This is a genomic window from Citrobacter sp. CtB7.12 (assembly GCF_001297795.1).
In the GTDB taxonomy this organism is placed as follows: Bacteria; Pseudomonadota; Gammaproteobacteria; order Enterobacterales; family Enterobacteriaceae; genus Citrobacter_A; species Citrobacter_A amalonaticus.
In genome coordinates, this window is sequence record NZ_LIFT01000001.1 from 91,622 (window position 1) to 115,780 (window position 24,159).

25 protein-coding genes are annotated in these 24,159 nt (G+C 53.4%); 16 read left to right on the forward strand and 9 right to left on the reverse strand.

Annotated features, from left to right (window positions below):
- Positions 1-159: 159 nt before the first annotated feature.
- The 9 genes from cvpA to AOY24_RS00525 all read left to right on the forward strand — a co-directional run bounded on the left by cvpA (position 160) and on the right by AOY24_RS00525 (position 8,438).
- A complete protein-coding gene (gene cvpA / locus AOY24_RS00485) occupies positions 160-648 on the forward strand; it encodes a colicin V production protein (RefSeq protein ID WP_046483084.1) in 489 nt (162 codons plus the stop codon).
- Between the two features lie 34 nt (positions 649-682).
- On the forward strand, positions 683-2,200 hold the full coding sequence (gene purF / locus AOY24_RS00490) for an amidophosphoribosyltransferase (RefSeq protein ID WP_042999999.1): 1,518 nt from the start codon (positions 683-685) through the stop codon (positions 2,198-2,200).
- A gap of 96 nt (positions 2,201-2,296) precedes the next feature.
- Positions 2,297-2,866 (forward strand): UbiX family flavin prenyltransferase, encoded by a 570-nt coding sequence (locus tag AOY24_RS00495; RefSeq protein WP_044258495.1) that lies wholly within the window; start codon positions 2,297-2,299, stop codon positions 2,864-2,866.
- 288 nt (positions 2,867-3,154) lie between these two features.
- Positions 3,155-3,937, forward strand: a complete 783-nt coding sequence (gene argT, locus AOY24_RS00500; protein WP_043000001.1) for a lysine/arginine/ornithine ABC transporter substrate-binding protein ArgT — start codon at positions 3,155-3,157, stop codon at positions 3,935-3,937.
- A 247-nt stretch (positions 3,938-4,184) separates the two neighbouring features.
- Positions 4,185-4,967 carry a histidine ABC transporter substrate-binding protein HisJ gene (hisJ, locus tag AOY24_RS00505; protein WP_044258497.1) on the forward strand — a complete coding sequence of 261 codons (783 nt, stop codon included), beginning with the start codon at positions 4,185-4,187 and terminating at the stop codon, positions 4,965-4,967.
- A gap of 188 nt (positions 4,968-5,155) precedes the next feature.
- Positions 5,156-5,842 (forward strand): histidine ABC transporter permease HisQ, encoded by a 687-nt coding sequence (locus AOY24_RS00510; RefSeq protein ID WP_043000003.1) that lies wholly within the window; start codon positions 5,156-5,158, stop codon positions 5,840-5,842.
- Entirely contained in the window at positions 5,839-6,546 is a 708-nt protein-coding gene (gene hisM, locus AOY24_RS00515; RefSeq protein WP_043000004.1) for a histidine ABC transporter permease HisM, read from the forward strand. Before AOY24_RS00510 ends, hisM begins: the two co-directional genes overlap by 4 nt.
- A gap of 13 nt (positions 6,547-6,559) precedes the next feature.
- A complete protein-coding gene (gene hisP, locus AOY24_RS00520; RefSeq protein ID WP_043001873.1) occupies positions 6,560-7,333 on the forward strand; it encodes a histidine ABC transporter ATP-binding protein HisP in 774 nt (257 codons plus the stop codon).
- A gap of 205 nt (positions 7,334-7,538) precedes the next feature.
- Entirely contained in the window at positions 7,539-8,438 is a 900-nt protein-coding gene (locus AOY24_RS00525; protein ID WP_369815256.1) for an Rpn family recombination-promoting nuclease/putative transposase, read from the forward strand.
- 29 nt (positions 8,439-8,467) lie between these two features.
- Here the strand turns inward: AOY24_RS00525 and AOY24_RS00530 are convergent, their stop codons facing one another.
- From AOY24_RS00530 to yfcG, 4 genes are all read right to left on the reverse strand, one after another.
- Positions 8,468-8,971, reverse strand: a complete 504-nt coding sequence (locus tag AOY24_RS00530) for a GNAT family N-acetyltransferase (protein ID WP_043000005.1) — start codon at positions 8,969-8,971, stop codon at positions 8,468-8,470.
- 69 nt (positions 8,972-9,040) lie between these two features.
- Entirely contained in the window at positions 9,041-9,934 is an 894-nt protein-coding gene (locus tag AOY24_RS00535) for a TIGR01777 family oxidoreductase (protein ID WP_054175963.1), read from the reverse strand.
- A 20-nt stretch (positions 9,935-9,954) separates the two neighbouring features.
- A complete protein-coding gene (folX, locus tag AOY24_RS00540; RefSeq protein WP_054175964.1) occupies positions 9,955-10,317 on the reverse strand; it encodes a dihydroneopterin triphosphate 2'-epimerase in 363 nt (120 codons plus the stop codon).
- 66 nt (positions 10,318-10,383) lie between these two features.
- Entirely contained in the window at positions 10,384-11,019 is a 636-nt protein-coding gene (yfcG, locus tag AOY24_RS00545) for a GSH-dependent disulfide bond oxidoreductase (RefSeq protein ID WP_043000008.1), read from the reverse strand.
- A 138-nt stretch (positions 11,020-11,157) separates the two neighbouring features.
- Here yfcG and yfcF point away from each other — a divergent pair, with 138 nt between their 5' ends.
- The 3 genes from yfcF to yfcD are packed head-to-tail and all read left to right on the forward strand — an operon-like array spanning position 11,158 to position 13,032.
- On the forward strand, positions 11,158-11,802 hold the full coding sequence (gene yfcF, locus AOY24_RS00550) for a glutathione transferase (protein WP_054176041.1): 645 nt from the start codon (positions 11,158-11,160) through the stop codon (positions 11,800-11,802).
- A gap of 55 nt (positions 11,803-11,857) precedes the next feature.
- A complete protein-coding gene (gene yfcE / locus AOY24_RS00555; protein ID WP_054175965.1) occupies positions 11,858-12,409 on the forward strand; it encodes a phosphodiesterase in 552 nt (183 codons plus the stop codon).
- 56 nt (positions 12,410-12,465) lie between these two features.
- Positions 12,466-13,032 (forward strand): NUDIX hydrolase YfcD, encoded by a 567-nt coding sequence (yfcD, locus tag AOY24_RS00560; RefSeq protein ID WP_042317782.1) that lies wholly within the window; start codon positions 12,466-12,468, stop codon positions 13,030-13,032.
- A gap of 53 nt (positions 13,033-13,085) precedes the next feature.
- Here yfcD and yfcC read toward each other — a convergent pair whose 3' ends face one another.
- The 3 genes from yfcC to ackA form a co-directional block, all read right to left on the reverse strand.
- A complete protein-coding gene (gene yfcC / locus AOY24_RS00565; protein ID WP_054175966.1) occupies positions 13,086-14,606 on the reverse strand; it encodes a putative basic amino acid antiporter YfcC in 1,521 nt (506 codons plus the stop codon).
- Positions 14,607-14,790: 184 nt separating this feature from the next.
- Complete coding sequence (gene pta, locus AOY24_RS00570; RefSeq protein WP_043000012.1) at positions 14,791-16,932, reverse strand: phosphate acetyltransferase; 2,142 nt, start codon at positions 16,930-16,932, stop codon at positions 14,791-14,793.
- 74 nt (positions 16,933-17,006) lie between these two features.
- Positions 17,007-18,209 (reverse strand): acetate kinase, encoded by a 1,203-nt coding sequence (gene ackA / locus AOY24_RS00575; RefSeq protein WP_042317795.1) that lies wholly within the window; start codon positions 18,207-18,209, stop codon positions 17,007-17,009.
- A gap of 338 nt (positions 18,210-18,547) precedes the next feature.
- Here ackA and yfbV point away from each other — a divergent pair, with 338 nt between their 5' ends.
- From yfbV to AOY24_RS00595, 4 genes are all read left to right on the forward strand, one after another.
- Positions 18,548-19,003, forward strand: coding sequence for a terminus macrodomain insulation protein YfbV (gene yfbV / locus AOY24_RS00580; protein ID WP_042317796.1), 456 nt, complete (start codon positions 18,548-18,550; stop codon positions 19,001-19,003).
- 83 nt (positions 19,004-19,086) lie between these two features.
- Positions 19,087-19,581, forward strand: a complete 495-nt coding sequence (locus AOY24_RS00585) for a YfbU family protein (RefSeq protein WP_042290698.1) — start codon at positions 19,087-19,089, stop codon at positions 19,579-19,581.
- On the forward strand, positions 19,574-20,251 hold the full coding sequence (locus AOY24_RS00590) for a sugar phosphatase (RefSeq protein ID WP_044326791.1): 678 nt from the start codon (positions 19,574-19,576) through the stop codon (positions 20,249-20,251). The genes AOY24_RS00585 and AOY24_RS00590 overlap by 8 nt, the downstream gene beginning before the upstream one ends.
- Before the next feature lie 76 nt (positions 20,252-20,327).
- Complete coding sequence (locus tag AOY24_RS00595) at positions 20,328-22,160, forward strand: SLC13 family permease (RefSeq protein WP_043000014.1); 1,833 nt, start codon at positions 20,328-20,330, stop codon at positions 22,158-22,160.
- Positions 22,161-22,207: 47 nt separating this feature from the next.
- Here the strand turns inward: AOY24_RS00595 and yfbR are convergent, their stop codons facing one another.
- The gene (gene yfbR / locus AOY24_RS00600; RefSeq protein ID WP_042317802.1) at positions 22,208-22,807 is read right to left on the reverse strand and encodes a 5'-deoxynucleotidase; all 600 of its coding nucleotides are present in this window, start codon (positions 22,805-22,807) and stop codon (positions 22,208-22,210) included.
- 129 nt (positions 22,808-22,936) lie between these two features.
- Positions 22,937-24,154 carry an alanine transaminase AlaA gene (gene alaA, locus AOY24_RS00605; RefSeq protein ID WP_043000016.1) on the reverse strand — a complete coding sequence of 406 codons (1,218 nt, stop codon included), beginning with the start codon at positions 24,152-24,154 and terminating at the stop codon, positions 22,937-22,939.
- Between the last annotated feature and the right edge of the window lie 5 nt (positions 24,155-24,159).

Below are 24,159 nucleotides of genomic sequence, written 5' to 3' on the forward strand. Positions count from 1 at the left end.
CCGGCAGTGCCCGAAGAGGCATAAAACGGTATGGCGTTGAAGTTTTTTTCAGCGCCATTTTTATTTACGCGCGGGAAGGAAATCCCTACGCAAACGTTTTCTTTTTCTGTTAGAATGCGCCCCGAACAGGACGACAGGGCGTAAAATCGTGGGACACATATGGTCTGGATTGATTACGCCATTATCGCGGTGATTGGTTTTTCCTGTCTGGTTAGCCTGATCCGTGGCTTTGTTCGTGAAGCGTTATCGTTGGTGACATGGGGTTGTGCTTTCTTTGTCGCCAGCCATTACTACACTTACCTGTCTGTCTGGTTTTCGGGCTTTGAAGACGAACTGGTTCGAAACGGGATTGCCATCGCGGTGCTGTTTATCGCGACGCTGATCGTCGGCGCCATTGTGAACTACGTGGTAGGGCAACTGGTTGAGAAAACCGGTCTGTCAGGTACCGACCGGGTTCTGGGGGTCTGTTTCGGGGCTCTGCGCGGTGTGTTGATTGTGGCTGCTATTCTGTTCTTTCTCGACACCTTTACCGGCCTGTCGAAAGGTGAGGACTGGAGTAAGTCACAGCTGATCCCGGAGTTCAGTTTCATCATCAGATGGTTCTTTGACTATCTGCAAAGCTCGTCAAGTTTCTTGCCCAGAGCATAAGCGTTGGGTTGTAGCTTAACGAGGAAAAAGACGTATGTGCGGTATTGTCGGTATCGCCGGTGTTATGCCGGTTAACCAGTCGATTTATGACGCCTTAACAGTGCTTCAGCATCGTGGTCAGGATGCCGCTGGCATTATCACCATCGATGCAAATAACTGCTTCCGTTTGCGTAAGGCAAACGGTCTGGTGAGTGATGTTTTTGAAGCTCGCCACATGCAGCGTATGCAGGGCAACATGGGCATCGGTCATGTGCGTTATCCAACGGCTGGCAGCTCCAGCGCCTCTGAAGCTCAACCTTTCTACGTCAACTCCCCGTATGGCATCACGCTTGCCCACAATGGCAACCTGACCAATGCCCACGAACTGCGTAAAAAGCTGTTTGAGGAGAAGCGCCGTCACATCAATACCACCTCAGATTCTGAGATCCTGCTCAATATCTTCGCCAGTGAACTGGATAACTTCCGTCACTACCCGCTGGAAGCAGACAACATTTTTGCCGCGATTGCCGCGACCAACCGCCAGATCCGCGGCGCGTATGCCTGTGTGGCGATGATTATTGGTCACGGTATGGTTGCCTTCCGTGACCCGAACGGTATCCGTCCGCTGGTGTTGGGTAAACGTGATGTCGGCGACGGTCGCACCGAATATATGGTGGCGTCTGAAAGCGTCGCGCTGGATACCCTGGGCTTTGAATTCCTGCGTGACGTTGCGTCGGGCGAAGCGGTTTATATCACGGAGAAAGGGCAGCTATTCACCCGTCAGTGTGCCGAAAACCCGGTCAGCAATCCGTGCCTGTTCGAGTATGTTTACTTCGCGCGTCCGGATTCCTTCATCGACAAGATTTCCGTCTACAGCGCCCGTGTGAACATGGGTACCAAGCTTGGCGAAAAAATTGCTCGTGAGTGGGAGGATCTGGATATCGACGTGGTCATCCCGATTCCAGAAACCTCCTGCGATATCGCTCTGGAAATTGCGCGTATTCTCGGCAAGCCGTACCGTCAGGGGTTTGTGAAAAACCGCTACGTTGGTCGTACCTTTATCATGCCGGGACAGCAGCTGCGCCGTAAGTCCGTACGCCGCAAACTGAACGCCAACCGCGCGGAGTTCCGTGATAAAAATGTCCTGCTGGTGGATGACTCCATTGTGCGCGGCACCACCTCAGAGCAGATTATTGAAATGGCACGTGAAGCCGGGGCGAAAAAGGTCTATCTGGCCTCTGCGGCACCAGAGATTCGCTTCCCGAACGTGTACGGCATCGATATGCCTACTGCAAACGAACTGATTGCGCATGGTCGTGAAGTGGATGAGATTCGCCAGATCATCGGCGCAGACGGTCTTATCTTCCAGGACCTGGACGATCTGATCGACGCGGTCCGTACCGAGAACCCGGATATCCAGCAGTTTGAATGTTCCGTGTTTAACGGCGTATACGTTACGAAGGATGTGGATCAGCAGTATCTCGATTTTCTCGATTCCCTGCGTAATGACGATGCCAAAGCAGTTCAGTTGCAGAACGAAGTTGAAAACCTCGAGATGCACAACGAAGGGTAATCCCTGACCTGCCAGGGGGCGAATCCCGCCCCCTGACTTGCAACTCCCCATAAAATCCTGCAAAGTCAGCCCAGAAGTCAGACAGGGCGATAAATCATGAAGCGACTCATTATTGGTATTTCGGGTGCCAGCGGCGCCATTTACGGCGTGCGGCTGCTCCAGGTGTTGCGCGATGTACCGGATGTTGAAACGCATCTGATCATGAGCCAGGCCGCCCGCCAGACGCTTTCTCTCGAGACTGACTTATCGCTGCGTGATGTTCAGGCGCTCGCGAGCGTGACGCACGATGCGCGCGATATTGCCGCCAGCATCTCCTCCGGCTCTTTTCAGACCGCCGGAATGGTTATTCTGCCGTGCTCAATTAAAACGCTTTCTGGCATTGTCCATAGCTATACCGATGGCCTGTTGACCCGCGCGGCAGACGTGGTGTTAAAAGAGCGCCGCCCACTGGTGCTGTGCGTTCGGGAAACGCCGCTCCATCTGGGGCATTTGCGCTTAATGACCCAGGCGGCGGAAATTGGTGCGGTCATTATGCCACCGGTTCCGGCGTTTTATCATCGTCCTCAGACGCTAGATGATGTGATAAATCAGACAGTTAATCGCGTCCTCGATCAGTTTGATATCGCCCTTCCGCAGGACCTTTTTACCCGTTGGCAGGGTGCATAATATTGCCCCGTCGGCGGGCCTTTTTGCATCAATTGCCCTGAAACAGGGCAATTTTGTAACCGCGATCATATCCTCAACATTTAATTCGCTAAATCCATCTGAAACGCTGCGGTTCATCCGTCAGACCTGCTATCTTCAACATCAGGACAATATTGCAACGTTTTATTAACATATTTAACGTCGAATATCCCGAGCGGCGCGAAAATGGCATAAGACCTGCATGAAAAAGCCTGCAAACGCACAACACAACGTAAAACATAATAAAGTCATTCCACTTGAGGGTTATGTATGAAGAAGTCAATTCTCGCTCTGTCATTGCTGATTGGTCTATCTGCTACTGCATCCAGCTATGCAGCGCTGCCGCAAACGGTGCGCATTGGCACGGATACCACCTACGCTCCGTTCTCTTCAAAAGATGCCAAAGGCGACTTCATCGGCTTTGATATCGATTTGGGCAATGAGATGTGTAAGCGTATGCAGGTCAAATGTACCTGGGTCGCCAGTGATTTCGATGCACTGATCCCGTCGCTCAAAGCGAAGAAAATTGATGCCATTATCTCTTCGCTCTCCATAACCGATAAGCGCCAGCAGGAAATTGCCTTCTCCGACAAACTGTACGCGGCGGATTCGCGTCTGATCGCGGCGAAAGGCTCCCCGATTCAGCCAACGCTTGACGCGCTTAAAGGTAAGCACGTTGGCGTGTTACAAGGCTCCACTCAGGAAGCCTATGCCAATGACACCTGGCGTAGCAAAGGCGTGGATGTGGTGGCCTACGCAAACCAGGATTTGATTTACTCTGACCTGACGGCGGGCCGTCTTGATGCGGCATTGCAGGACGAAGTTGCCGCCAGTGAAGGTTTCCTCAAACAGCCTGCGGGCAAAGACTTTGCTTTTGCCGGCCCTTCCGTGAAGGATAAAAAGTACTTCGGCGACGGTACAGGCGTTGGTTTACGTAAAGACGATACGGAACTGAAAGCTGCCTTTGATAAGGCGCTGGCCGATCTGCGTCAGGATGGCACTTACGACAAGATGGCGAAAAAGTATTTTGACTTTAACGTCTACGGCGACTGATACCTGAATACGGGGGACCTGACTGCACCGTTTGGGTTAGCCATAGCGGTGCGTGACGGGTTGAATGCACCATTATGGTGCAATTATGGCGGGTGAACAGAGCGGAAGTGCATATTTAAGCGCTTTTCATGCAAAATAAACCGGGGACAGGGCAGAATGTTTTGCCTTGTCGACCCGATTAATGGCACGATAACTGCACCTGGTCCTGTAAACATCCCCTATAAAAGACAGTCTGTTGAGGATAGTTATGAAAAAACTGGTGTTATCTCTTTCTCTGGTCCTGGCTTTCTCCAGTGCTACCGCAGCCTTTGCCGCCATTCCACAAAAAGTTCGTATTGGTACCGATCCAACCTACGCCCCGTTTGAGTCGAAGAATGCGCAGGGTGAATTGGTGGGTTTTGATATCGATCTGGCGAAAGAGCTGTGCAAACGTATTAATACGCAATGTACCTTCGTTGAGAACCCGCTGGATGCGCTGATCCCGTCGTTAAAAGCGAAGAAAATCGACGCTATCATGTCCTCGCTTTCGATTACTGAAAAGCGTCAGCAGGAAATCGCCTTCACTGACAAACTTTATGCAGCTGACTCGCGTCTGGTCGTGGCCAAGTCATCAGACATTCAGCCGACCGTTGAGTCGCTGAAAGGCAAACGCGTCGGTGTGCTGCAGGGCACCACTCAGGAGACGTTTGGTAACGAACACTGGGCGCCAAAAGGCATTGAGATTGTGTCGTATCAGGGGCAGGACAATATTTACTCTGACCTGACTGCGGGGCGTATTGATGCTGCATTCCAGGACGAAGTTGCCGCAAGCGAAGGCTTCCTGAAACAACCCGTTGGCAAAGATTACAAATTCGGCGGCCCGTCTGTGAAAGACGAGAAACTGTTTGGTGTAGGGACCGGCATGGGTCTGCGCAAAGAGGATAACGAACTGCGTGAAGCCCTGAACAAAGCGTTTGCAGAAATGCGCGCTGACGGAACTTACGAGAAGCTGGCGAAGAAATACTTTGATTTTGATGTTTATGGCGGTTAATCCCCGCAGGTGCAGATAAAGCCCAGGACGTGATGATGAACCGGTTTTATGCCTGATGGCACTGCGCTTATCCGGCCTACAGGTGATTGCTGTAGGCCGGATAAGGCTACGCCGCCATTCGGCATAACAGGTAGCACCATCACGTCAAAAGAGGCTTCTAACTCGCCACTCACGACAGGACAGGCAGCATGTTGTACGGGTTTTCAGGTGTTATTTTACAGGGCGCAATTGTCACGCTGGAACTGGCTCTCAGTTCCGTGGTGCTGGCCGTTCTGATCGGGCTCGTCGGTGCGGGGGCTAAACTCTCGCAAAACCGGGTGACGGGGCTTATTTTCGAAGCTTATACCACCCTCATTCGCGGGGTGCCAGATCTGGTGCTGATGCTGCTGATTTTTTATGGCCTGCAGATAGCACTCAACACATTAACCGATGCGATAGGCATCAGTCAGATTGATATCGACCCGATGGTCGCTGGTATTATTACGCTCGGTTTTATCTATGGCGCGTATTTTACAGAAACCTTTCGTGGCGCTTTTATGGCGGTACCAATAGGTCATATTGAAGCCGCTACCGCTTTCGGTTTTACCTCTTCACAAATTTTCCGCCGTATTATGTTTCCGGCAATGATGCGCTATGCGCTGCCGGGGATTGGGAATAACTGGCAGGTGATCCTCAAAGCGACGGCACTGGTCTCGCTGCTCGGTCTGGAAGATGTGGTCAAAGCCACGCAACTGGCCGGAAAGAGCACCTGGGAGCCATTCTATTTCGCCATCGTCTGCGGGCTTATCTATCTGGTATTTACTACGGTTTCCAATGGTGTGCTGCTGTTCCTTGAGCGCCGTTACTCCGTCGGTGTGAAGAGGGCTGACCTGTGATTGAGATAATTCAGGAGTACTGGAAATCCCTGTTGTGGACGGATGGCTACCGGTTTACGGGGGTGGCGATTACGCTGTGGCTGCTGATTTCCTCCGTGGTGATGGGCGGCATTCTGGCCGTTTTTCTGGCCATTGGTCGTGTTTCCAGCAACAAATTCATCCAGTTTCCCATCTGGCTGTTTACCTATATTTTTCGCGGGACGCCATTGTACGTTCAGCTACTGGTGTTCTATTCAGGGATGTACACGCTGGAGATAGTCAAAGGCACCGATTTTCTGAACGCCTTCTTCCGCAGCGGTCTGAACTGTACCGTTCTGGCGCTGACGCTGAACACGTGCGCCTATACCACAGAGATTTTCGCCGGGGCCATTCGCTCGGTTCCGCACGGTGAAATTGAAGCCGCGCGCGCGTATGGCTTCTCCTCATTCAAAATGTATCGTTGCATTATTCTGCCTTCGGCGTTGCGTATCGCGTTACCCGCGTACAGCAACGAGGTTATTTTAATGCTGCACTCCACGGCGCTGGCGTTCACGGCAACGGTTCCGGATCTGCTGAAAATCGCCCGTGATATTAACTCGGCGACCTACCAGCCCTTTACCGCTTTCGGTATTGCCGCCGTGCTGTACTTAATCATATCGTATGTCCTGATAAGCCTGTTCCGCCGTGCGGAAAGGCGCTGGTTGCAGCATGTTTCCTCTAAATAATTCGGGTAACACGATGTCTGAGAATAAATTAAACGTTATCGATTTGCACAAACGCTACGGCGAACACGAAGTGCTGAAAGGGGTTTCACTGCAGGCCAACGCCGGAGATGTGATCAGTATTATTGGCTCATCCGGCTCCGGGAAAAGTACATTTTTGCGCTGCATAAACTTCCTCGAAAAACCGAGCGAAGGGTCGATTGTGGTCAACGGCCAGAACATCAACCTGGTGCGTGACAAAGACGGTCAGCTTAAGGTAGCGGATAAAAATCAGCTTCGTTTACTGCGTACCCGCCTGACGATGGTGTTTCAGCACTTTAACCTGTGGAGCCACATGACGGTGCTGGAAAACGTCATGGAAGCGCCAATTCAGGTGTTGGGTCTGAGCAAACAGGAAGCCCGTGAACGGGCGACCAAATACCTGGCGAAAGTCGGCATTGATGAGCGTGCACAGGGGAAATACCCGGTGCATCTTTCCGGTGGTCAGCAGCAGCGAGTGTCGATTGCGCGCGCCCTGGCGATGGAGCCGGAAGTGTTGCTCTTTGATGAACCAACCTCGGCGCTGGATCCTGAACTGGTCGGCGAGGTGCTGCGTATCATGCAGCAACTGGCCGAAGAGGGGAAAACGATGGTGGTGGTGACGCACGAAATGGGCTTTGCCCGCCATGTCTCCAGCCACGTGATTTTCTTGCATCAGGGGAAAATCGAAGAAGAGGGCAATCCAGAGCAACTCTTCGGTAACCCCCAAAGTCCACGCCTGCAACAGTTCCTGAAAGGATCGCTGAAGTAACGGGTTCAGGCGTATCGTTAAGGTAAGCCGGGAAAGGCAACAGCCTCCCGGCTTTTTGCGAGTGACTTTCCGTAAGCCCTGAAAATATTGCAGACCAGTGCATTTACCCTGGATTCATCACCGCAAAGCGCAACGTCTGTTGGTGTCGCAGACGATTAATGCGCGTAACGTCATGTCATCGACTCACAGGGATGATGGTATGGCCATGACAACAGCTAAGGTTACAGCGCATGATGCGGTGTTTAAAACGTTCATGTGCCACCCGGACACTGCCAGAGATTTCCTGGAATTCCATCTGCCTGCTTCATTGCGGCAACTTTGCGATCTGGACTCGCTGAAACTCGAGTCAGGTAGCTTTATTGAAGAGAATCTCCGTGCGTATTATTCCGATGTTCTTTGGTCGTTAAAGACGGCGGAAGGAGAGGGCTTTATCTATGTGGTGATTGAACATCAAAGTTCACCCGATGCTCATATGGCATTCCGACTGATGCGCTATGCCATGGGGGCAATGCAACGTCATCTCGATGCCGGACATAAAAAACTGCCATTGGTGATCCCGATGTTATTTTATCACGGCGCGGTGACGCCCTATCCCTTCTCCTTGTGTTGGCTGGATGAATTTGCCGATCCCTCTACGGCAAGACAGCTCTATACCGCTGCCTTTCCTCTGGTTGATATCACGGTTGTGGCGGATGATGACATTATGCAGCATCGACGGATAGCGCTCCTGGAGTTAATGCAAAAGCATATCCGCAAGCGTGATTTAATGGGCTTGATGGAGCAATTAGTTGCCCTGTTGATTAAGGGTTACGCTAATGACAGCCAGTTGAAAACGCTGTTTAATTATATGATGCAAACCGGTGACGCCGCGCATTTTAGTGAGTTTCTTGCCGAGGTTGCCCAGCGTTCACCCCACCACAAGGAGAGACTAATGACTATCGCCGACAGATTGCGTCAGCAGGGGTTAGATCAGGGGATTCAACAGGGCAAACGCGATGAAGCCCAGCGGATTGCACGTATGATGCTGGCAGATGGGATTGATGCCCACACCGTCGCCAGGATAACCGGTCTTCCCGTTGACGAGCTTACCGCTACGCGCGCCTGAGACTTTCTTGCGTCGATGAACGGTTAACCTCACGCCATCTCCAGACGGTATCCCCAGTCGTCATAGTGGATACCGTTGATCTCAAACGCTTTCTCCAGCACCTGCGTACGCACAAATCCCAGTTTTTCCAGCAGGCGGACTGAACCCCGGTTCTCGGCAAGCACCCAGGCGTTGATGGCTTTCACGCCAGCTTCGCGGAAGGCATAGTCGCAGACGGCACGAACGGCCTCACTGGCGATACCGCGTCCCTGGACGGCGGGGATAACGCAATAACCGATGTCAGCTTCCTGCGGAAAATGATGGCTGATTTGTAAGCCAATGTCGCCCAGCGGTGTGGCATCGTGATGCTGGCGGATCACGAAGGTGTGTTTTGAGGTAAGACGACGCGCAAACAGCAAACGCGTTTCGCGTTCCGGGCAGAGGTTGCCCATAAAACGCATGATGTCCGGATTTTCACGAAGCGCGAGGAAAAAGGGCCAGTCTGTGGGTTGAAACGGGGAAAGCGTCAGTCGTTCGGTTGTGAGTCGTGCCATAAAATCGCCATTCCGGGAGCCAGTGAGACTACCTTACCACCGGAACGGCGAGAGTGAACAGGGAAGACGTTAGCGAACGACATCCGACAGCGCTTCTTCAAGGTCATACCAACGGAAGGGAAATCCGGCGGCTTCCAGTCGTTTGGGCAGGGCGCGTTGCCCGCCCAGCACCAGCACCGATGATTCGCCCATCAGCAGGCGCATCACGGTGGCTGGTATGCGAAGAATGGCTGGCCGTTGCAGGGCATGTCCCAGCGCATGAGCAAACTGCTCATTGCGTACCGGATAGGGCGAGACCATGTTGAACGGCCCACGCAGGTCGTTATCCAGCAGCCAGAGAATCGCATTGACCATATCATCAATGTGGATCCAGGCCAGATACTGGCGGCCGTTGCCAATGGGGCCACCGAGGCCCAGACGAAACGGTGGAACCATTTTACCGAGGATCCCGCCCTTTGGTGCCAGCACCACGCCGGTACGCAGCAGGCAAACACGCGTTTTGTCGCTTTGCGCTTCGCAGGCAATTTGCTCCCAGCGTGTGCAAAGTTTATGGGTGAATTCGTTATGCGGCGGTTCTTCCTCAGTGACGACCACTTCGCCCAGATCGCCATAATAACCTGTGGCAGAACCTGAAATCAGGACTGACGGCGGGGTTTCACTGGCATTAATGAGGTCCGCCAGTTTCTGGGTGATGCGCCAGCGGCTCTGACACAAGCGATCTTTTTGCTCCGTCGTCCAGCGCTTGTCAGCAATGGGCTCACCGGCCAGGTTAATCACCGCGTCAAAACCGTCGAGATTTTGCTTATCTCCCAGCGTGTCCCACAGTGTCACCCGGTCATTGAGCTTTTCCCGGGCAGTATCGCGGTGGCGGGTCAGTACGGTCACCTGATGACCCAGTTCCTGCAGGCGCGGGACCAGGTGTCCTCCAATAAGGCCAGTCCCTCCAGTTACCAGTATCTTCATGCAGCCTCCCGTGATGGCGGTTAGCGCTGCCAGCTCAACGTCATGGAGACGGAATCGGCATAACGCAACGCGTGTAGTTTGTCGACTTCCACTTCAGCATAAGTGACCCAGTGGTGTTCGCGTGCGATATCGAGCACATCCTGGGTTAATTTTTCTAACAATGAGAAGCGATTGTTCTCAACGTGCAGGATGATATTTTTGGTGATCGTGCGGTAATTCAACGCATCATTGATATCTTCGCTGACGCGAGCCTTGTCCGCCGGATAGTGAATCGCAACGTTGATGACAATATCCTGTCGGTTATTGATCTCTTCCTCTTTGATGCCAATGAAAGTGCGTAAGCGAAGGTTTTTTACACGAATTATAGCGTCATGATGTGACATTGCAGGTCTCCTCCATGTATGAACTCTCGCATGATACACGAGAACCCGGTCGCGTTATCCTTTTGCTCACGCAGGATCCTGGTGCGCCAGCATCATTGCGCGTTCTGTGGCGGGCCGACTTCGAATGCGCTCAAACCAATTCTTCACGGCGGGAAACATGTCCAGGTCGACGCGCTGACGCTGCCAGGCGTTCACCCACGGCCAGCAGGCGATATCGGCAATGCTGTAATGCTCGCCGCCCAGCCACGGCGACATCTCCAGCCGTTTATTGAGAACGTTATACAGCCGTTGTGTTTCAACCTGATAGCGCTCAATAGCGTAGGGGATGGACTGTGGAGCAAAATGGTTGAAATGGTGGTTTTGACCAAGCATTGGGCCCAGCCCGCCCACCTGCCAGAACAGCCATTGCAGCGTGCTATGGCGCTCGCGTAATTCACCGCTAAGCAACAGGCCGCTCTTTTCCGCCAGATAAAGCAAAATGGCACCGGACTCAAACAGGCTCAGCGATGGGCCGCCATCGAGCGGGTTATGATCGACGATGGCGGGAATTTTATTGTTGGGTGAAATGGCGAGGAAATCGGGGCGAAACTGATTACCCTTACTGATATCCACTTTAATTAATCGGTAGTCCAGCGCGGCTTCCTCAAGGAAGAGGGTAATCTTGTGCCCATTGGGTGTCGGGGCGTAATAGAGGTCGATCATTTCTGCTCCACAACGTGTTTATCGGATAAGCCAACCACAAGTATAGAAAGCCTGTCGTGCTGTGTGAGTTTTCATCAGGTGACAGCGAGCGAAAGACCCTCTATGTTGGGAGAAAAGCCTAATAAAGACGAGGATGCCATGAGTAAACCCACTATCACGCTGTGGTCCGATGCAAACTATTTCTCCCCCTATGTGCTCTCCGTGTATGTCGCTTTGCAGGAAAAGGGACTGCCGTTTAGTCTGAAAACCGTCGATCTTAACAACGGTGAGCATCTACAACCGGGCTGGCAGGGGTATGCACTGACGCGTCGGGTACCGTTGCTGAACATCGATGGTTTTGAGTTGAGCGAGTCCTCCGCGATTGCTGAATACCTGGAAGACCGCTTTTCGCCACCCACCTGGGAGCGAATCTATCCTCACGACCTGCAAAAACGCGCGCGTGCGCGGCAGATACAGGCATGGTTGCGCAGTGATTTAATGCCCATTCGAGAAGAGCGTCCGACGGATGTCGTTTTCGGTGGGGTAAAAAAAGGACCGCTGAGCGAGGCGGGGAAAATCAGCGCAGACAAACTGTTCTCCATAGCGGGGAATCTGCTGGCACATGACATGCCAAATCTTTTCGGTGAATGGTGTCTGGCCGATACTGATTTAGCACTGATGCTCAACCGTCTGGTTCTCAACGGCGACGACGTCCCGGAGCGACTGGCGGAATATGCAGCATTTCAGTGGCAACGCGCCTCTGTCCAGCGTTATATTGCGCTTTCCGCGAAGCGTTCAGGCTGATAAAACGTTTGTAATCCAGTATCATAATGCGGTTTTTGATGACACGGAGCATGTGATGAAACTGATGTTTGCATCCGACATTCATGGGTCCCTGCCCGCTACAGAACGCGTGCTGACCCTGTTTTCACAGAGCGGCGCGCAGTGGCTGGTGATACTGGGCGATGTCCTCAACCACGGACCGCGAAATGCGTTACCCGAAGGCTACGCGCCCGCGCAGGTCGCTGAGCGACTCAATGAACAGGCGTCGCAGATTGTCGCGGTGCGGGGTAATTGTGATAGTGAAGTGGATCAAATGCTGCTGCAGTTTCCAATAACCGCGCCCTGGCAGCAGGTGCTACTGGAAAATCAGCGACTGTTTCTGACTCACGGTCATCTCTTTGGGCCGGATAACCTGCCGGCACTGCGGGCCGGTGATGTCCTGGTATACGGGCATACGCATCTGCCGGTGGCAGAAAAAAGAGGCGATATTTATCACTTCAACCCGGGTTCAGTAAGCATTCCGAAAGGTGGCTACCAGGCAAGTTATGGCCTGCTGGACGATAATGTTTTGAGCGTTATCGCACTCAATGATCAAAGTATCATTGCGCAGGTGGCGATTAATTCGTAATTTACCCCCACATATGTAAATGCGCCGTAAGAGCGCCAGAAAAAGAAGGTTTCCTGATGGTGGAACAGCGTCGTTTGGCAAGTACGGAATGGGTGGATATTGTGAATGAAGACAACGAAGTCATTGCACAATCCAGCCGGGAACAGATGCGAGCGCAGGGCCTGCGTCATCGTGCGACCTATATTGTTGTACACGACGGAATGGGCAAAATACTGGTGCAACGTCGTACCGAGACAAAAGACTTTTTACCCGGAATGTTAGATGCCACTGCCGGTGGCGTTGTGCAGGCTGACGAACAGTTGCTGGATTCTGCCCGCCGTGAAGCGGAAGAAGAGTTAGGCATCGCCGGTGTGCCATTCGCCGAACATGGTCAGTTCTACTTTGAAGATAAGAACTGTCGCGTCTGGGGTGCGCTGTTCAGCTGTGTGTCGCACGGCCCGTTCGCCTTGCAGGAAGAAGAGGTCAGCGAAGTTTGCTGGCTGACGCCGGAAGAAATTACCGCCCGCTGTGATGAATTCACGCCCGACTCGCTGAAAGCGCTGGCGCTGTGGATGACCCGTAACGCTAAAAATGAAGCGGCAAGGTCAGAGTCGCAACAGGAGAAGCAGGAAGAGGCGGAGTAACGCCCTTTCTGAACTAACCGTAAAAAGGAGCCATAAGCGGCTCCTTTTCTCTTTTAGTGGTATCCCATGATTTGAGCGCCAATCACCACCACGCTGGACATAATGAACAGCAGCCCCAGCAGCGTCGCACCCACTTTCAGCCAGTTACGGAAATCCACCCGACAGACGCCTAATGTCGCCATCAGTGATGCAGAGGTCGGATAGATGATGTGGCTAAAGCCATCGCCAAACTGGAACGCCAGTACGGTGACCTGACGGTTAACCCCCACCAGATCGCCGAGCGGCGCTAACAGCGGCATGGTCAGCGCCGCCTGGCCCGATCCCGACGTTACAAAGAAATTAAACACTGCCTGGAAGAGCAGCATAAACCACGCGGCAACGGCGTTGTCCAGCCCGCTGATGCCGTTGGCGATGCTGTGTAACAGCGTATTGAGCACGCTGGCTTCACCCGCTTCGCCGTTGCCTACCAACAGTAAAATGCCTTTGGCAAAACCTACCAGCAGGGCGGGGGCAATCATCATGCGTGCGCCTTCGGTGAATGAGGACGCCATAATGTTGACCGTCATGCCGTTAAGACGGAAGACAACGGCGATAATGCCAATGACCAGGCCCATGGTGAAGAACTGGCTGGCTATCTCCGGAATAAACCATGCGTTGACGATAACGCCCCAGACCACCCAAACCATCACCCCGGTCAGCACCAGCAGCACCAGCCAGTCGCCGATTGTGAAGCGGCGCTCGACAACATCATCCTGCTGTTCGCGAAAGAAACGGTCAGATTCATGCACGCGTGACAGAAGCGGGTTCTTTTTCACCCGCGAGGCATAGACCAGGGTAAACGTCAGACCGATCAGTGTCGAAATAACCCATACCACGATACGCAGACCGGAACCGGAGAGGACCGGTACGCCGGCAATGCCCTGCGCGACCACCACGCAGAAAGGGTTCATCCACGAACTGGCAAAGCCAATTTGTGTCGCAATATAGGTCACTAACACCGTGGTGATACTGTCATACCCCAGTCGCACCATCAGCGGCGCGATGATGATCGCGAAGGCAACCGCCTCTTCTCCCATGCCGAACACCGCACCGCCCAGCGAGAAGAGAATAAACAGTACCGGGATAAACAGAACCTCGTTGCCTTTGGTATGACGGATGAGCGCAAGGATGCCGTTATCAATAGTTCCCGTGCGCATAACGATGCCAAACGCACCGCCAATTACCAGCATAAACATGATGATACCGACGGCGGTACCGAATTTAGAGCCGGAGGTCAGCCCTTCGAACGGGAAGTTCATCAGTCCCGGGCTTTCATCGCCGGTAGTGAAGAATTTAACCGGATGATACTGCGCTTCACCGGCCTCGTTGGTCAGAATACGGAAAGAGTGGGGGTCAACCACTTTACGGGTTTTTGTCTGACCATCCACCTGGTATTGCACCTCCTGGCTGTCGAACATCCCGACGGGGACAACCCAGGTCGCAAGGCTGGTTAAAATGGCGACAAAGAAAATAATGACCAGCGTATCGGGCATGGCCCATTTTCTGGCTGGCTGTGTTTCGGTTACTGCAGACATGAAAGACTATCCCTGTTGCAAAGCAAAGAGACTAAGTATGCAAACAGGCGAATGGTTATTCATTGATGCAGCGCAGTTAAGCAAATAAATCCGTTTTTGCATTGCCAGAAACGGCAATAAAAAAGCCGGAAATCAGGGTGATTTCCGGCTTTTGACCGGCCCGTCTGGACCCAGCGGAGACAACTTACTGCTGTTGTGAAGACTGAATCGCGGTCAGAGCGATGGTGTAGACGATATCGTCAACCAGCGCGCCACGGGACAGGTCGTTCACCGGCTTGCGCATACCCTGCAGCATCGGCCCGATGGAGATCAGGTCGGCAGAACGCTGTACCGCTTTGTAAGTGGTGTTACCGGTGTTCAGATCCGGGAAGATGAACACGGTAGCGCGACCCGCAACCGGAGAGTTCGGCGCTTTGGATTTTGCCACGTCAGCCATCACGGCGGCATCGTACTGCAGCGGACCGTCGATCATCAGGTCAGGACGTTTTTCCTGTGCAAGACGAGTTGCTTCACGCACTTTCTCAACGTCGCTACCCGCACCAGAGGTGCCGGTGGAGTAGGAGAGCATTGCGACGCGCGGTTCGATACCAAAGGCAATGGCAGAGTCAGCAGACTGGATAGCGATTTCAGCCAGCTGTTCTGCGGTCGGATCCGGGTTGATCGCGCAGTCGCCGTAAACGTAAACCTGTTCTGGCAGCAGCATGAAGAAGACGGAGGAAACCAGTGAACTGCCTGGCGCAGTTTTGATAAGCTGCAGCGGCGGACGAATGGTGTTAGCCGTGGTGTGAACAGCGCCTGATACCAGACCGTCAACTTCGTCTTGTTCCAGCATCAGCGTACCGAGCACCACGTTGTCTTCCAGCTGTTCGCGGGCAACGGTTTCGGTCATGCCTTTGCTCTTACGCAGTTCAACCAGACGCGCGACATAGCTTTCGCGAACCACTTCCGGGTCCACGATTTCGATGCCAGCGCCTAGCTCAACGCCCTGAGAGGCCGCAACGCGGTTGATCTCTTCCGGGTTACCCAGCAGTACGCAGGTTGCGATACCACGTTCAGCACAGATGGCTGCCGCTTTCACGGTACGCGGTTCGTCGCCTTCTGGCAGCACAACGCGTTTACCGGCTTTACGCGCCAGTTCGGTCAGCTGATAGCGGAAGGCTGGAGGAGACAGACGACGGCTACGCTCAGAGGTCGCGGTCAGGGACTCGATCCAGTCAGCGTTGATGTAGTTCGCCACGTATTCCTGAACTTTCTCGATGCGTGCGTGATCGTCAACCGGCACTTCCAGGTTGAAGCTCTGCAGGCTCAGAGAAGTTTGCCAGGTGTTGGTGTTCACCATGAATACCGGCAGGCCGGTAGCGAAAGCGCGCTCACACAGTTTAGAGATGCGCGCATCCATTTCGTAGCCACCGGTCAGCAGCAGGGCACCGATTTCAACGCCATTCATCGCGGCCAGACACGCGGCAACCAGCACGTCCGGACGGTCAGCGGAGGTGACCAGCAGGGAACCGGCGCGGAAGTGTTCCAGCATGTGCGGAATGCTACGCGCACAGAAGGTGACAGACTTCACGCGACGCGTATTGATGTCGCCTTCGTTGACGATGGTGGCATTCAGGTGGCGCGCCATATCGATCGCACGGGTCGCGATCAGCTCAAAGCTCCACGGCACTGCGCCGAGAACCGGCAGTGGGCTGCTTGCGGTGAGCTGTGCCGGATCGACTTTTACGACCTGCGCTTTGGAAGAGTCGTCGAAAATCTCAGACAGATCCGGACGGGTACGACCTTGTTCATCAACCGGAGCGTTCAGTTTGTTCACGATAACGCCGGTGATGTTGGTGTTTTTTGCGCCGCCGAAGCTGCTGCGAGTCAGTTCAATACGCTCGTTCAACTGTTCCGGCGTATCGGTGCCCTGAGACATGACGAAGACGATTTCCGCGTTCAGCGTTTTAGCGATTTCGTAGTTCAGAGACTGCGCGAACTGGTGTTTACGGGTTGGGACCAGCCCTTCAACCAGTACCACTTCTGCGTCTTTGGTGTTCGCATGGTAGTTTGCGATGATCTCTTCCATCAGCACATCTTTCTGATTGCTGGACAGCAGAGACTCTACGTGGCTCATCTTCAGCGGTTCAGCCGCGGTGACAGAAGAGTTTGCACGAACGATAGCGGTGGTCTGGTCTGGCGCATCGCCACCGGCGCGTGGCTGGGCGATGGGCTTAAAGACACTCAGACGAACGCCTTTGCGTTCCATAGCACGGATGACGCCGAGGCTGACGCTGGTCAGGCCGACGCTGGTTCCGGTAGGGATCAGCATAATAATACGGGACACGGTTTATCCTCTTTCGTTACCGCCCGTTGGGCGGGTTACAAAACAGCACCGCCAGCTTAGCTGGCGGTGTGATATCAGGCAGTCAGACGGCTCGCGTCTTGCGCGATAACCAGTTCTTCGTTGGTTGGGATCACCACCGCAGGACGGGTACCTTCTTTGTTGATGAAACCAGATTTGCCGAAACGGGCAGCCAGGTTACGTTCATGATCAACTTCAAAGCCCAGCACGCCCAGTTTACCCAAGGACAGCTCGCGAACCATGGCCGCGTTCTCACCGATACCGCCGGTGAAGACAACGGCGTCCAGACGACCGTCCATCAGCGCCGTGTAGGAACCGATGTACTTCGCCAGACGGTGGCAGTAAACGTCCATTGCACGTTTCGCGTCTTCTTTGGTGGTGTAGTTGTCTTCAACATAACGGCAGTCGCTGGTCACTTCGGTCAGACCCAGCAGGCCGGATTCTTTGGTCAGCATCTTGTTGATCTGATCAACGCTCATGCCCAGTGTGTCGTGCAGGTGGAAAATGATTGCCGGGTCGATGTCACCAGAGCGGGTACCCATCACCAGACCTTCCAGCGGAGTCAGGCCCATAGAGGTATCAACACATTTACCATTGCGGATAGCAGAAACAGAACCCCCGTTGCCCAGGTGGCACGTGATGATGTTCAGCTCTTCTACCGGTTTGTTCAGCATTTTTGCCGCTTCCTGGGTAACGAAGAAGTGGCTGGTACCGTGCGCGCCATAACGACGAACGCCGTGTTCTTTGTACAGGCTGTACGGCAGGGCATAGAGGTAAGACTCTTCCGGCATGGTCTGATGGAACGCGGTGTCAAACACAGCCACGTTTTTGTCTTTCAACTGCGGGAAGGATTTCAGTGCTTCTGCAATCCCGATCAGGTGAGCCGGGTTATGCAGCGGTGCGAAAGAGGCAGAATCTTTGATGCCCTGAATAACAGAGTCATCGATAACCACGGAGCTGGTATACTTCTCGCCGCCGTGTACGATACGGTGACCGATTGCAGTCAACTGCGCAGACAGTTCTGGTTTTTGTGCCAGAATAGTATTAACGATAAAGTTCAGCGCTTCACTGTGAGCGGCGCCTGCACCTAAAGCCGCTTCTTGTTTACCGCCGTCCATTTTCCATTTGATACGTGCTTCAGGGAGATGGAAACATTCGGCTAAACCAGAAAGGTACTCTTCACCGTTAACTGCATCGATGATTGCAAATTTCAGTGAGGAGCTACCGCAGTTCAGAACCAGTACTAACTTACTCGACATGGAAGTACCTATTATTGATACGTGGCTAAAAAAACGTCAGGGAGCCATAGAGCGTAGCGCAGTGTGACGCTGACATTTATGATTAACATCATGCCAGTTGTCTTTTTTGGCATGATGGAAGAAATACCTTTGAGTCTATGCCATTTTGCGTATTTTTCAGCCAATGGCATACTATATGTAAATTTGACGACTCAATGATTTTGGACTACAGGCCTTTTACAGGCCGCTACAGGATACCCGATAGTGGGTATCAATGACAAAATGTTTTGAACGTTGTCCCGTATAGTTGTTGTTTTGCACAAATATTTGAAATTTTATATGTGAAGTTGAGGTAAGCCATGTCGACGCCGGATCATCGCTCCGTAAATTTTTTTAGCCTTTTTCGTCGGGGGCAACATTACTCAAAGACGTGGCCAATGGAAAAGCGCCTTGCCCCCGTCTTTGTTGAGAACCGCGTGATTCGGATGACACGTTACGCTATTCGCTTTATGCCGCCGATCGCTATCTTTACCCTGTGCTGGCAGATAGCACTGGGCGGCCAGTTAGGGCCTGCCGTCGCCACCGCGTTGTTCGCGCTCAGCCTGCCGATGCAGGGGCTATGGTGGTTAGGGAAGCGTTCCGTCACGCCGCTGCCGCCCTCGATCCTGAACTGGTTCTATGAAGTCAGAGGCAAATTACAGGAGGCGGGGCAAGCGCTCTCCCCGGTTGAAGGGAAGCCGGATTACCAGGCGTTAGCTGACACGCTTAAGCGTGCCTTCAAACAACTGGATAAAACTTTCCTTGATGATTTGTAATTGCCCCCTGATTACGCATATAAAAGAAGGCATATTAATGCCTTCTTTTTTTTCACCGTTGTAGAGTGATACAGGAGTCCCAAATGGAAATGACCAACGCTCAACGTCTTATTTTGTCTAATCAATACAAAATGATGACTATGCTCGATCCGACTAACGCCGAGCGTTATCGTCGTCTGCAGACGATCATTGAACGCGGTTACGGTCTGCAAATGCGCGAACTAGATCGGGAATTTGGCGAGCTGAAAGAGGAAACCTGTCGTACGGTTATCGACATCATGGAAATGTATCACGCTCTGCATGTCTCCTGGGCCAACCTGAAAGATGCGCAAAGTATTGATGAACGTCGGGTAACCTTCCTGGGCTTTGATGCTGCAACGGAAGCGCGCTATCTCGGTTATGTTCGCTTTATGGTGAATGTGGAAGGACGTTACACCCATTTTGATGCCGGCACGCACGGTTTCAACGCGCAGACCCCAATGTGGGAAAAATACCAGCGGATGTTAAGCGCGTGGCATGCCTGCCCGCGTCAGTATCATTTGAGCGCCAACGAAATCAACCAAATCATCAATGCCTGAGGAGGTGAACGTGCAATGCAAGGGCTTTCTGTTTGACCTGGATGGAACGCTGGTTGACTCGTTACCTGCTGTGGAACGTGCATGGTGTAACTGGGCCGATCGTTTTGGGCTGACTCATGACGAAGTGTTAAGTTTTGTTCATGGCAAGCAGGCGATTACCTCTTTGCGCCATTTCATGGTGGGCAAACCTGAGGCGGAAATCGCTGCGGAGTTTACGCGTCTGGAGCAAATAGAAGCGACAGAAACGGCGGGCATCACCGCGCTGCCAGGTGCGGTTGCGCTGCTTAACCATCTGAACAAGGCCGGGATCCCGTGGGCGATTGTAACATCAGGGTCGATGCCGGTTGCGCGCGCACGTCATCAGGTGGCCAACCTGCCAGCCCCGGAGGTTTTCGTGACCGCTGAGCGGGTCAAACGTGGTAAGCCGGAGCCGGATGCTTATCTGCTCGGCGCGCAACTGCTTGGTTTAGCGCCGCACGAATGTGCGGTGGTGGAGGATGCCCCTGCGGGCGTGCTCTCGGGACTCGCCGCAGGCTGCCATGTTATCGCAGTAAATGCCCCGGCGGATACGCCGCGTCTGGATGAGGTCGATTTCACCCTGACCAGCCTGGAGCAGCTTTCGGTGACCAAACAACCGAATGGTGATGTGGTTGTATTAAGAAATACCTGATCATGATTTAGCCCCGGCTTGTCGGGGCTTTTTTATGGCAGAATCATTCCATCTTCTCATCTGACAAGGATAGGTTGTGAACGGTGAATTGATCTGGGTTCTCTCGCTGTTGGCGATTGCTGTGATTTTGTTTGCGACGGGCAGAGTGCGTATGGACGCGGTAGCTCTGTTTGTCATCGTAGCCTTTGTTCTCAGTGGCACACTGACCCTTACTGAGGCCTTTTCGGGATTCAGCGACCCTAATGTGGTGTTGATTGCCGCGCTGTTTATCATCGGTGACGGGCTGGTACGCACCGGCGTGGCGACCGTCATGGGCACCTGGCTGGTGAAAATGGCAGGCAGTAGCGAAATCAAAATGCTGGTCCTGCTGATGCTGACCGTTGCCGGACTGGGCGCGTTTATGAGTTCAACCGGCGTCGTTGCTATCTTTATTCCCGTGGTACTCAGCGTCTCGATGCGTATGCAAACGTCGCCGTCGCGCCTGATGATGCCGCTCAGTTTCGCCGGGCTTATCAGCGGCATGATGACGCTGGTGGCCACCCCGCCCAACCTGGTCGTTAACAGTGAATTGTTGCGCGAAGGCTATGCCGGTTTCAGCTTCTTCAGCGTCACGCCTATCGGCCTCGTCGTGCTGGTGCTGGGCATTATCTATATGCTGCTGATGCGCTTTATGCTCAAAGGCGACAATCCACAACAGCAGCGAGATAGCTGGAAACGTCGCACCTTTCGCGATCTGATCAAAGAATATCGCCTGACAGGGCGCGCGCGTCGACTGGCGATTCGTCCGGGGTCACCGATGATCGGTCAGCGCCTCGACGATCTTAAACTGCGTGAGCGCTATGGCGCCAACGTGATCGGCGTCGAACGCTGGCGGCGTTTTCGGCGGGTGATCGTAAACGTGAATGGGGTATCGGAGTTTCGCGCCCGTGACGTGTTACTGATTGATATGTCCGCCGCCGATGTCGATCTCCGTGAATTTTGTAGCGAGCAATTGCTGGAGCCAATGGTGCTGCGTGGGGAGTATTTCTCTGACCAGGCGCTGGATGTGGGAATGGCGGAAATCTCGCTGATCCCGGAATCGGAGTTGATTGGCAAGTCGGTGCGGGAAATCGGTTTTCGTACCCGCTATGGGCTGAATGTGGTTGGCCTGAAACGTGACGGCGTGGCGATCGAAGGTTCGCTTGCCGATGAGCCGCTGCTGATGGGCGATATTATCCTGGTCGTCGGTAACTGGAAACTGATCGGGATGCTGGCAAAGCAGGGGCGAGATTTTGTCGCGCTGAACCTGCCAGAAGAGGTAAGCGAGGCTTCCCCGGCGCACAGCCAGGCCCCGCACGCGATTTTCTGTCTGGTGCTGATGGTCGCGCTGATGCTGACTGACGAAATTCCTAATCCCATCGCGGCGATTATTGCCTGTCTGTTGATGGGAAAATTTCGCTGTATTGATGCCGAAAGCGCCTACAAAGCCATTCACTGGCCCAGTATCATTTTGATCGTTGGCATGATGCCTTTTGCGCTGGCGCTGCAAAAAACCGGTGGTGTGGATCTGGTCGTGAAAGGATTGATGGACGTGGGCGGCGGTTATGGCCCGTACATGATGCTGGGCTGTCTGTTTGCGCTGTGCGCGACCATTGGTCTGTTTATCTCGAATACCGCGACGGCGGTATTAATGGCGCCGATTGCGTTGGCGGCGGCGAAGTCGATGGGCGTTTCTCCCTATCCCTTTGCGATGGTGATCGCGATGGCGGCCTCGGCGGCCTTTATGACGCCGGTTTCATCACCGGTCAACACGCTGGTGTTAGGACCAGGGAATTACAGCTTTAGCGATTTTATTAAGTTGGGCGTACCGTTCACCATTATCGTTATGGCGGTATGCGTGGTGATGATCCCGATGTTGTTTCCGTTTTAATGTTGTATCGCATTGCCGGATGGTGCTGACACGCATCCGGCAAACCGTTACAGCGGAGAGTCCTGGCTAATTTCATCGAGAGACAGGTGAAAACTGGGGACGAAGACTTCCATAAAGTAATCCATCTCTGGGCTGCGGCGTGACTCCAGCGTTTTTTCCAGTCGCGTCTTTGCCAGCAGGAATTCATTATTCCCTGCCGACAACTCTTCCAGACACTTCAGATACGCACACAGCGCATCGGCCTGTTTCACAATCGACTTTTCTTCTTCGCTATATGCATGCTCATCAATCAGCGGGGCAAAAATATCCCTCAGCTCATCGGGCACCATATCGACCAGTTTCTGCTGAGCGATTTTCTCAATAGCCTTATATTCCTGGGCGATTTGCGAATTGAAATATTTTACCGGCGTGGGCAGATCCCCGGTCAGCACTTCTGACGCATCGTGATACATCGCCAACAGCGCAATGCGTTCGGCATTAACCTGACCGGCAAACTTACGGTTTTTGATCGCCGCCAGCGCGTGGGCCACCATCGCGACCTGGAGACTGTGCTCAGAGACGTTTTCTGTGCGCACATTGCGCATTAAAGGCCAACGGTTAATGAGTTTGAGGCGGGAGAGGTGGGCAAAAAAATGGCTCTGCTTCATAGTGACCTTTTCATGATGACAACCTGGAGGTCATTGTGCGCAGAGAAGGCCGCCGGATGCAAATGCTCGTCATACTTCACGTTGCAGGACAAAACACCCAGGGTGTTTTGTCCTGCAACGCATTTTGGATTAAAGCTGGTGATATCCCGACAAGAAACGTGCAAATTTGCTCAGCGACATCTCTATGTCGTCGATGCGGGGCAGGGTGACGATGCGCACGTGATCCGGCCACGGCCAGTTAAATGCCGTCCCCTGAACCAGCAGGACTTTTTCCTGTAACAGAAAATCGAGCACCATTTTCTGGTCGTCATGAATATTGAAGCGCTTCGCGTCAATTTTCGGGAACATATACAGCGCACCGCGCGGCTTCACGCAGGAGACGCCCGGAATATCGTTGATCAATTCCCAGGCGCGATTGCGCTGCTCATACAGACGACCGCCGGGCATGATGAATTCACTGATACTCTGGTAACCGCCCAGCGCCGTCTGAATGGCATGCTGTGCCGGCACGTTGGCGCAAAGACGCATCGATGCCAGCATTTCCAGCCCTTCGATATAACCTTTCGCATGCTTCTTCGGCCCGTTGAGAACCATCCAGCCCTGACGGAAACCGGCCACGCGATAGGTTTTGGACAGGCCGTTAAAGGTCACGGTCAGTAGATCCGGTGCCATCGCGGCGATGGAATGGTGCTCGGCGTCGTCATACAGGATCTTATCGTAGATCTCATCGGCAAAAATAATGAGATCATTCTGCCGCGCGATCTCGACGATCTCCATCAACAGCTCTTTGGAATAAACCGCGCCGGTCGGGTTGTTCGGGTTAATGATGACGATCCCACGGGTACGCGGCGTGATTTTGGCGCGGATGTCATCCAGGTCCGGGAACCAGTCGGATGATTCATCGCACAGGTAATGCACCGCATTGCCGCCGGAAAGCGCGACCGCCGCCGTCCACAGCGGATAATCCGGCGCGGGCACCAGCATTTCGTCCCCACTGTTCAGTAATGCCTGCATCGCCTGCACGATCAGCTCTGAAACGCCATTACCGATGTAGATATCTTCGACGGTGACGTCACGCATGCCACGCGCCTGATAGTGCTGCATGATGGCTTTGCGCGCGGAATAGAGGCCTTTGGAATCGGAATAACCTTGTGCAGTAGGCAGATTACGGATGACATCCACCAGAATTTCATCGGGGGCGTCAAAGCCAAAAGGGGCGGGGTTACCAATGTTCAGTTTCAGAACCTTATTGCCTTCTTCTTCAAGGCGTTTCGCTTCCTTCAGAACAGGACCGCGGATGTCATAACAGACGTTATCTAATTTGCTGGATTTCTCAATGGGGGACATGAACC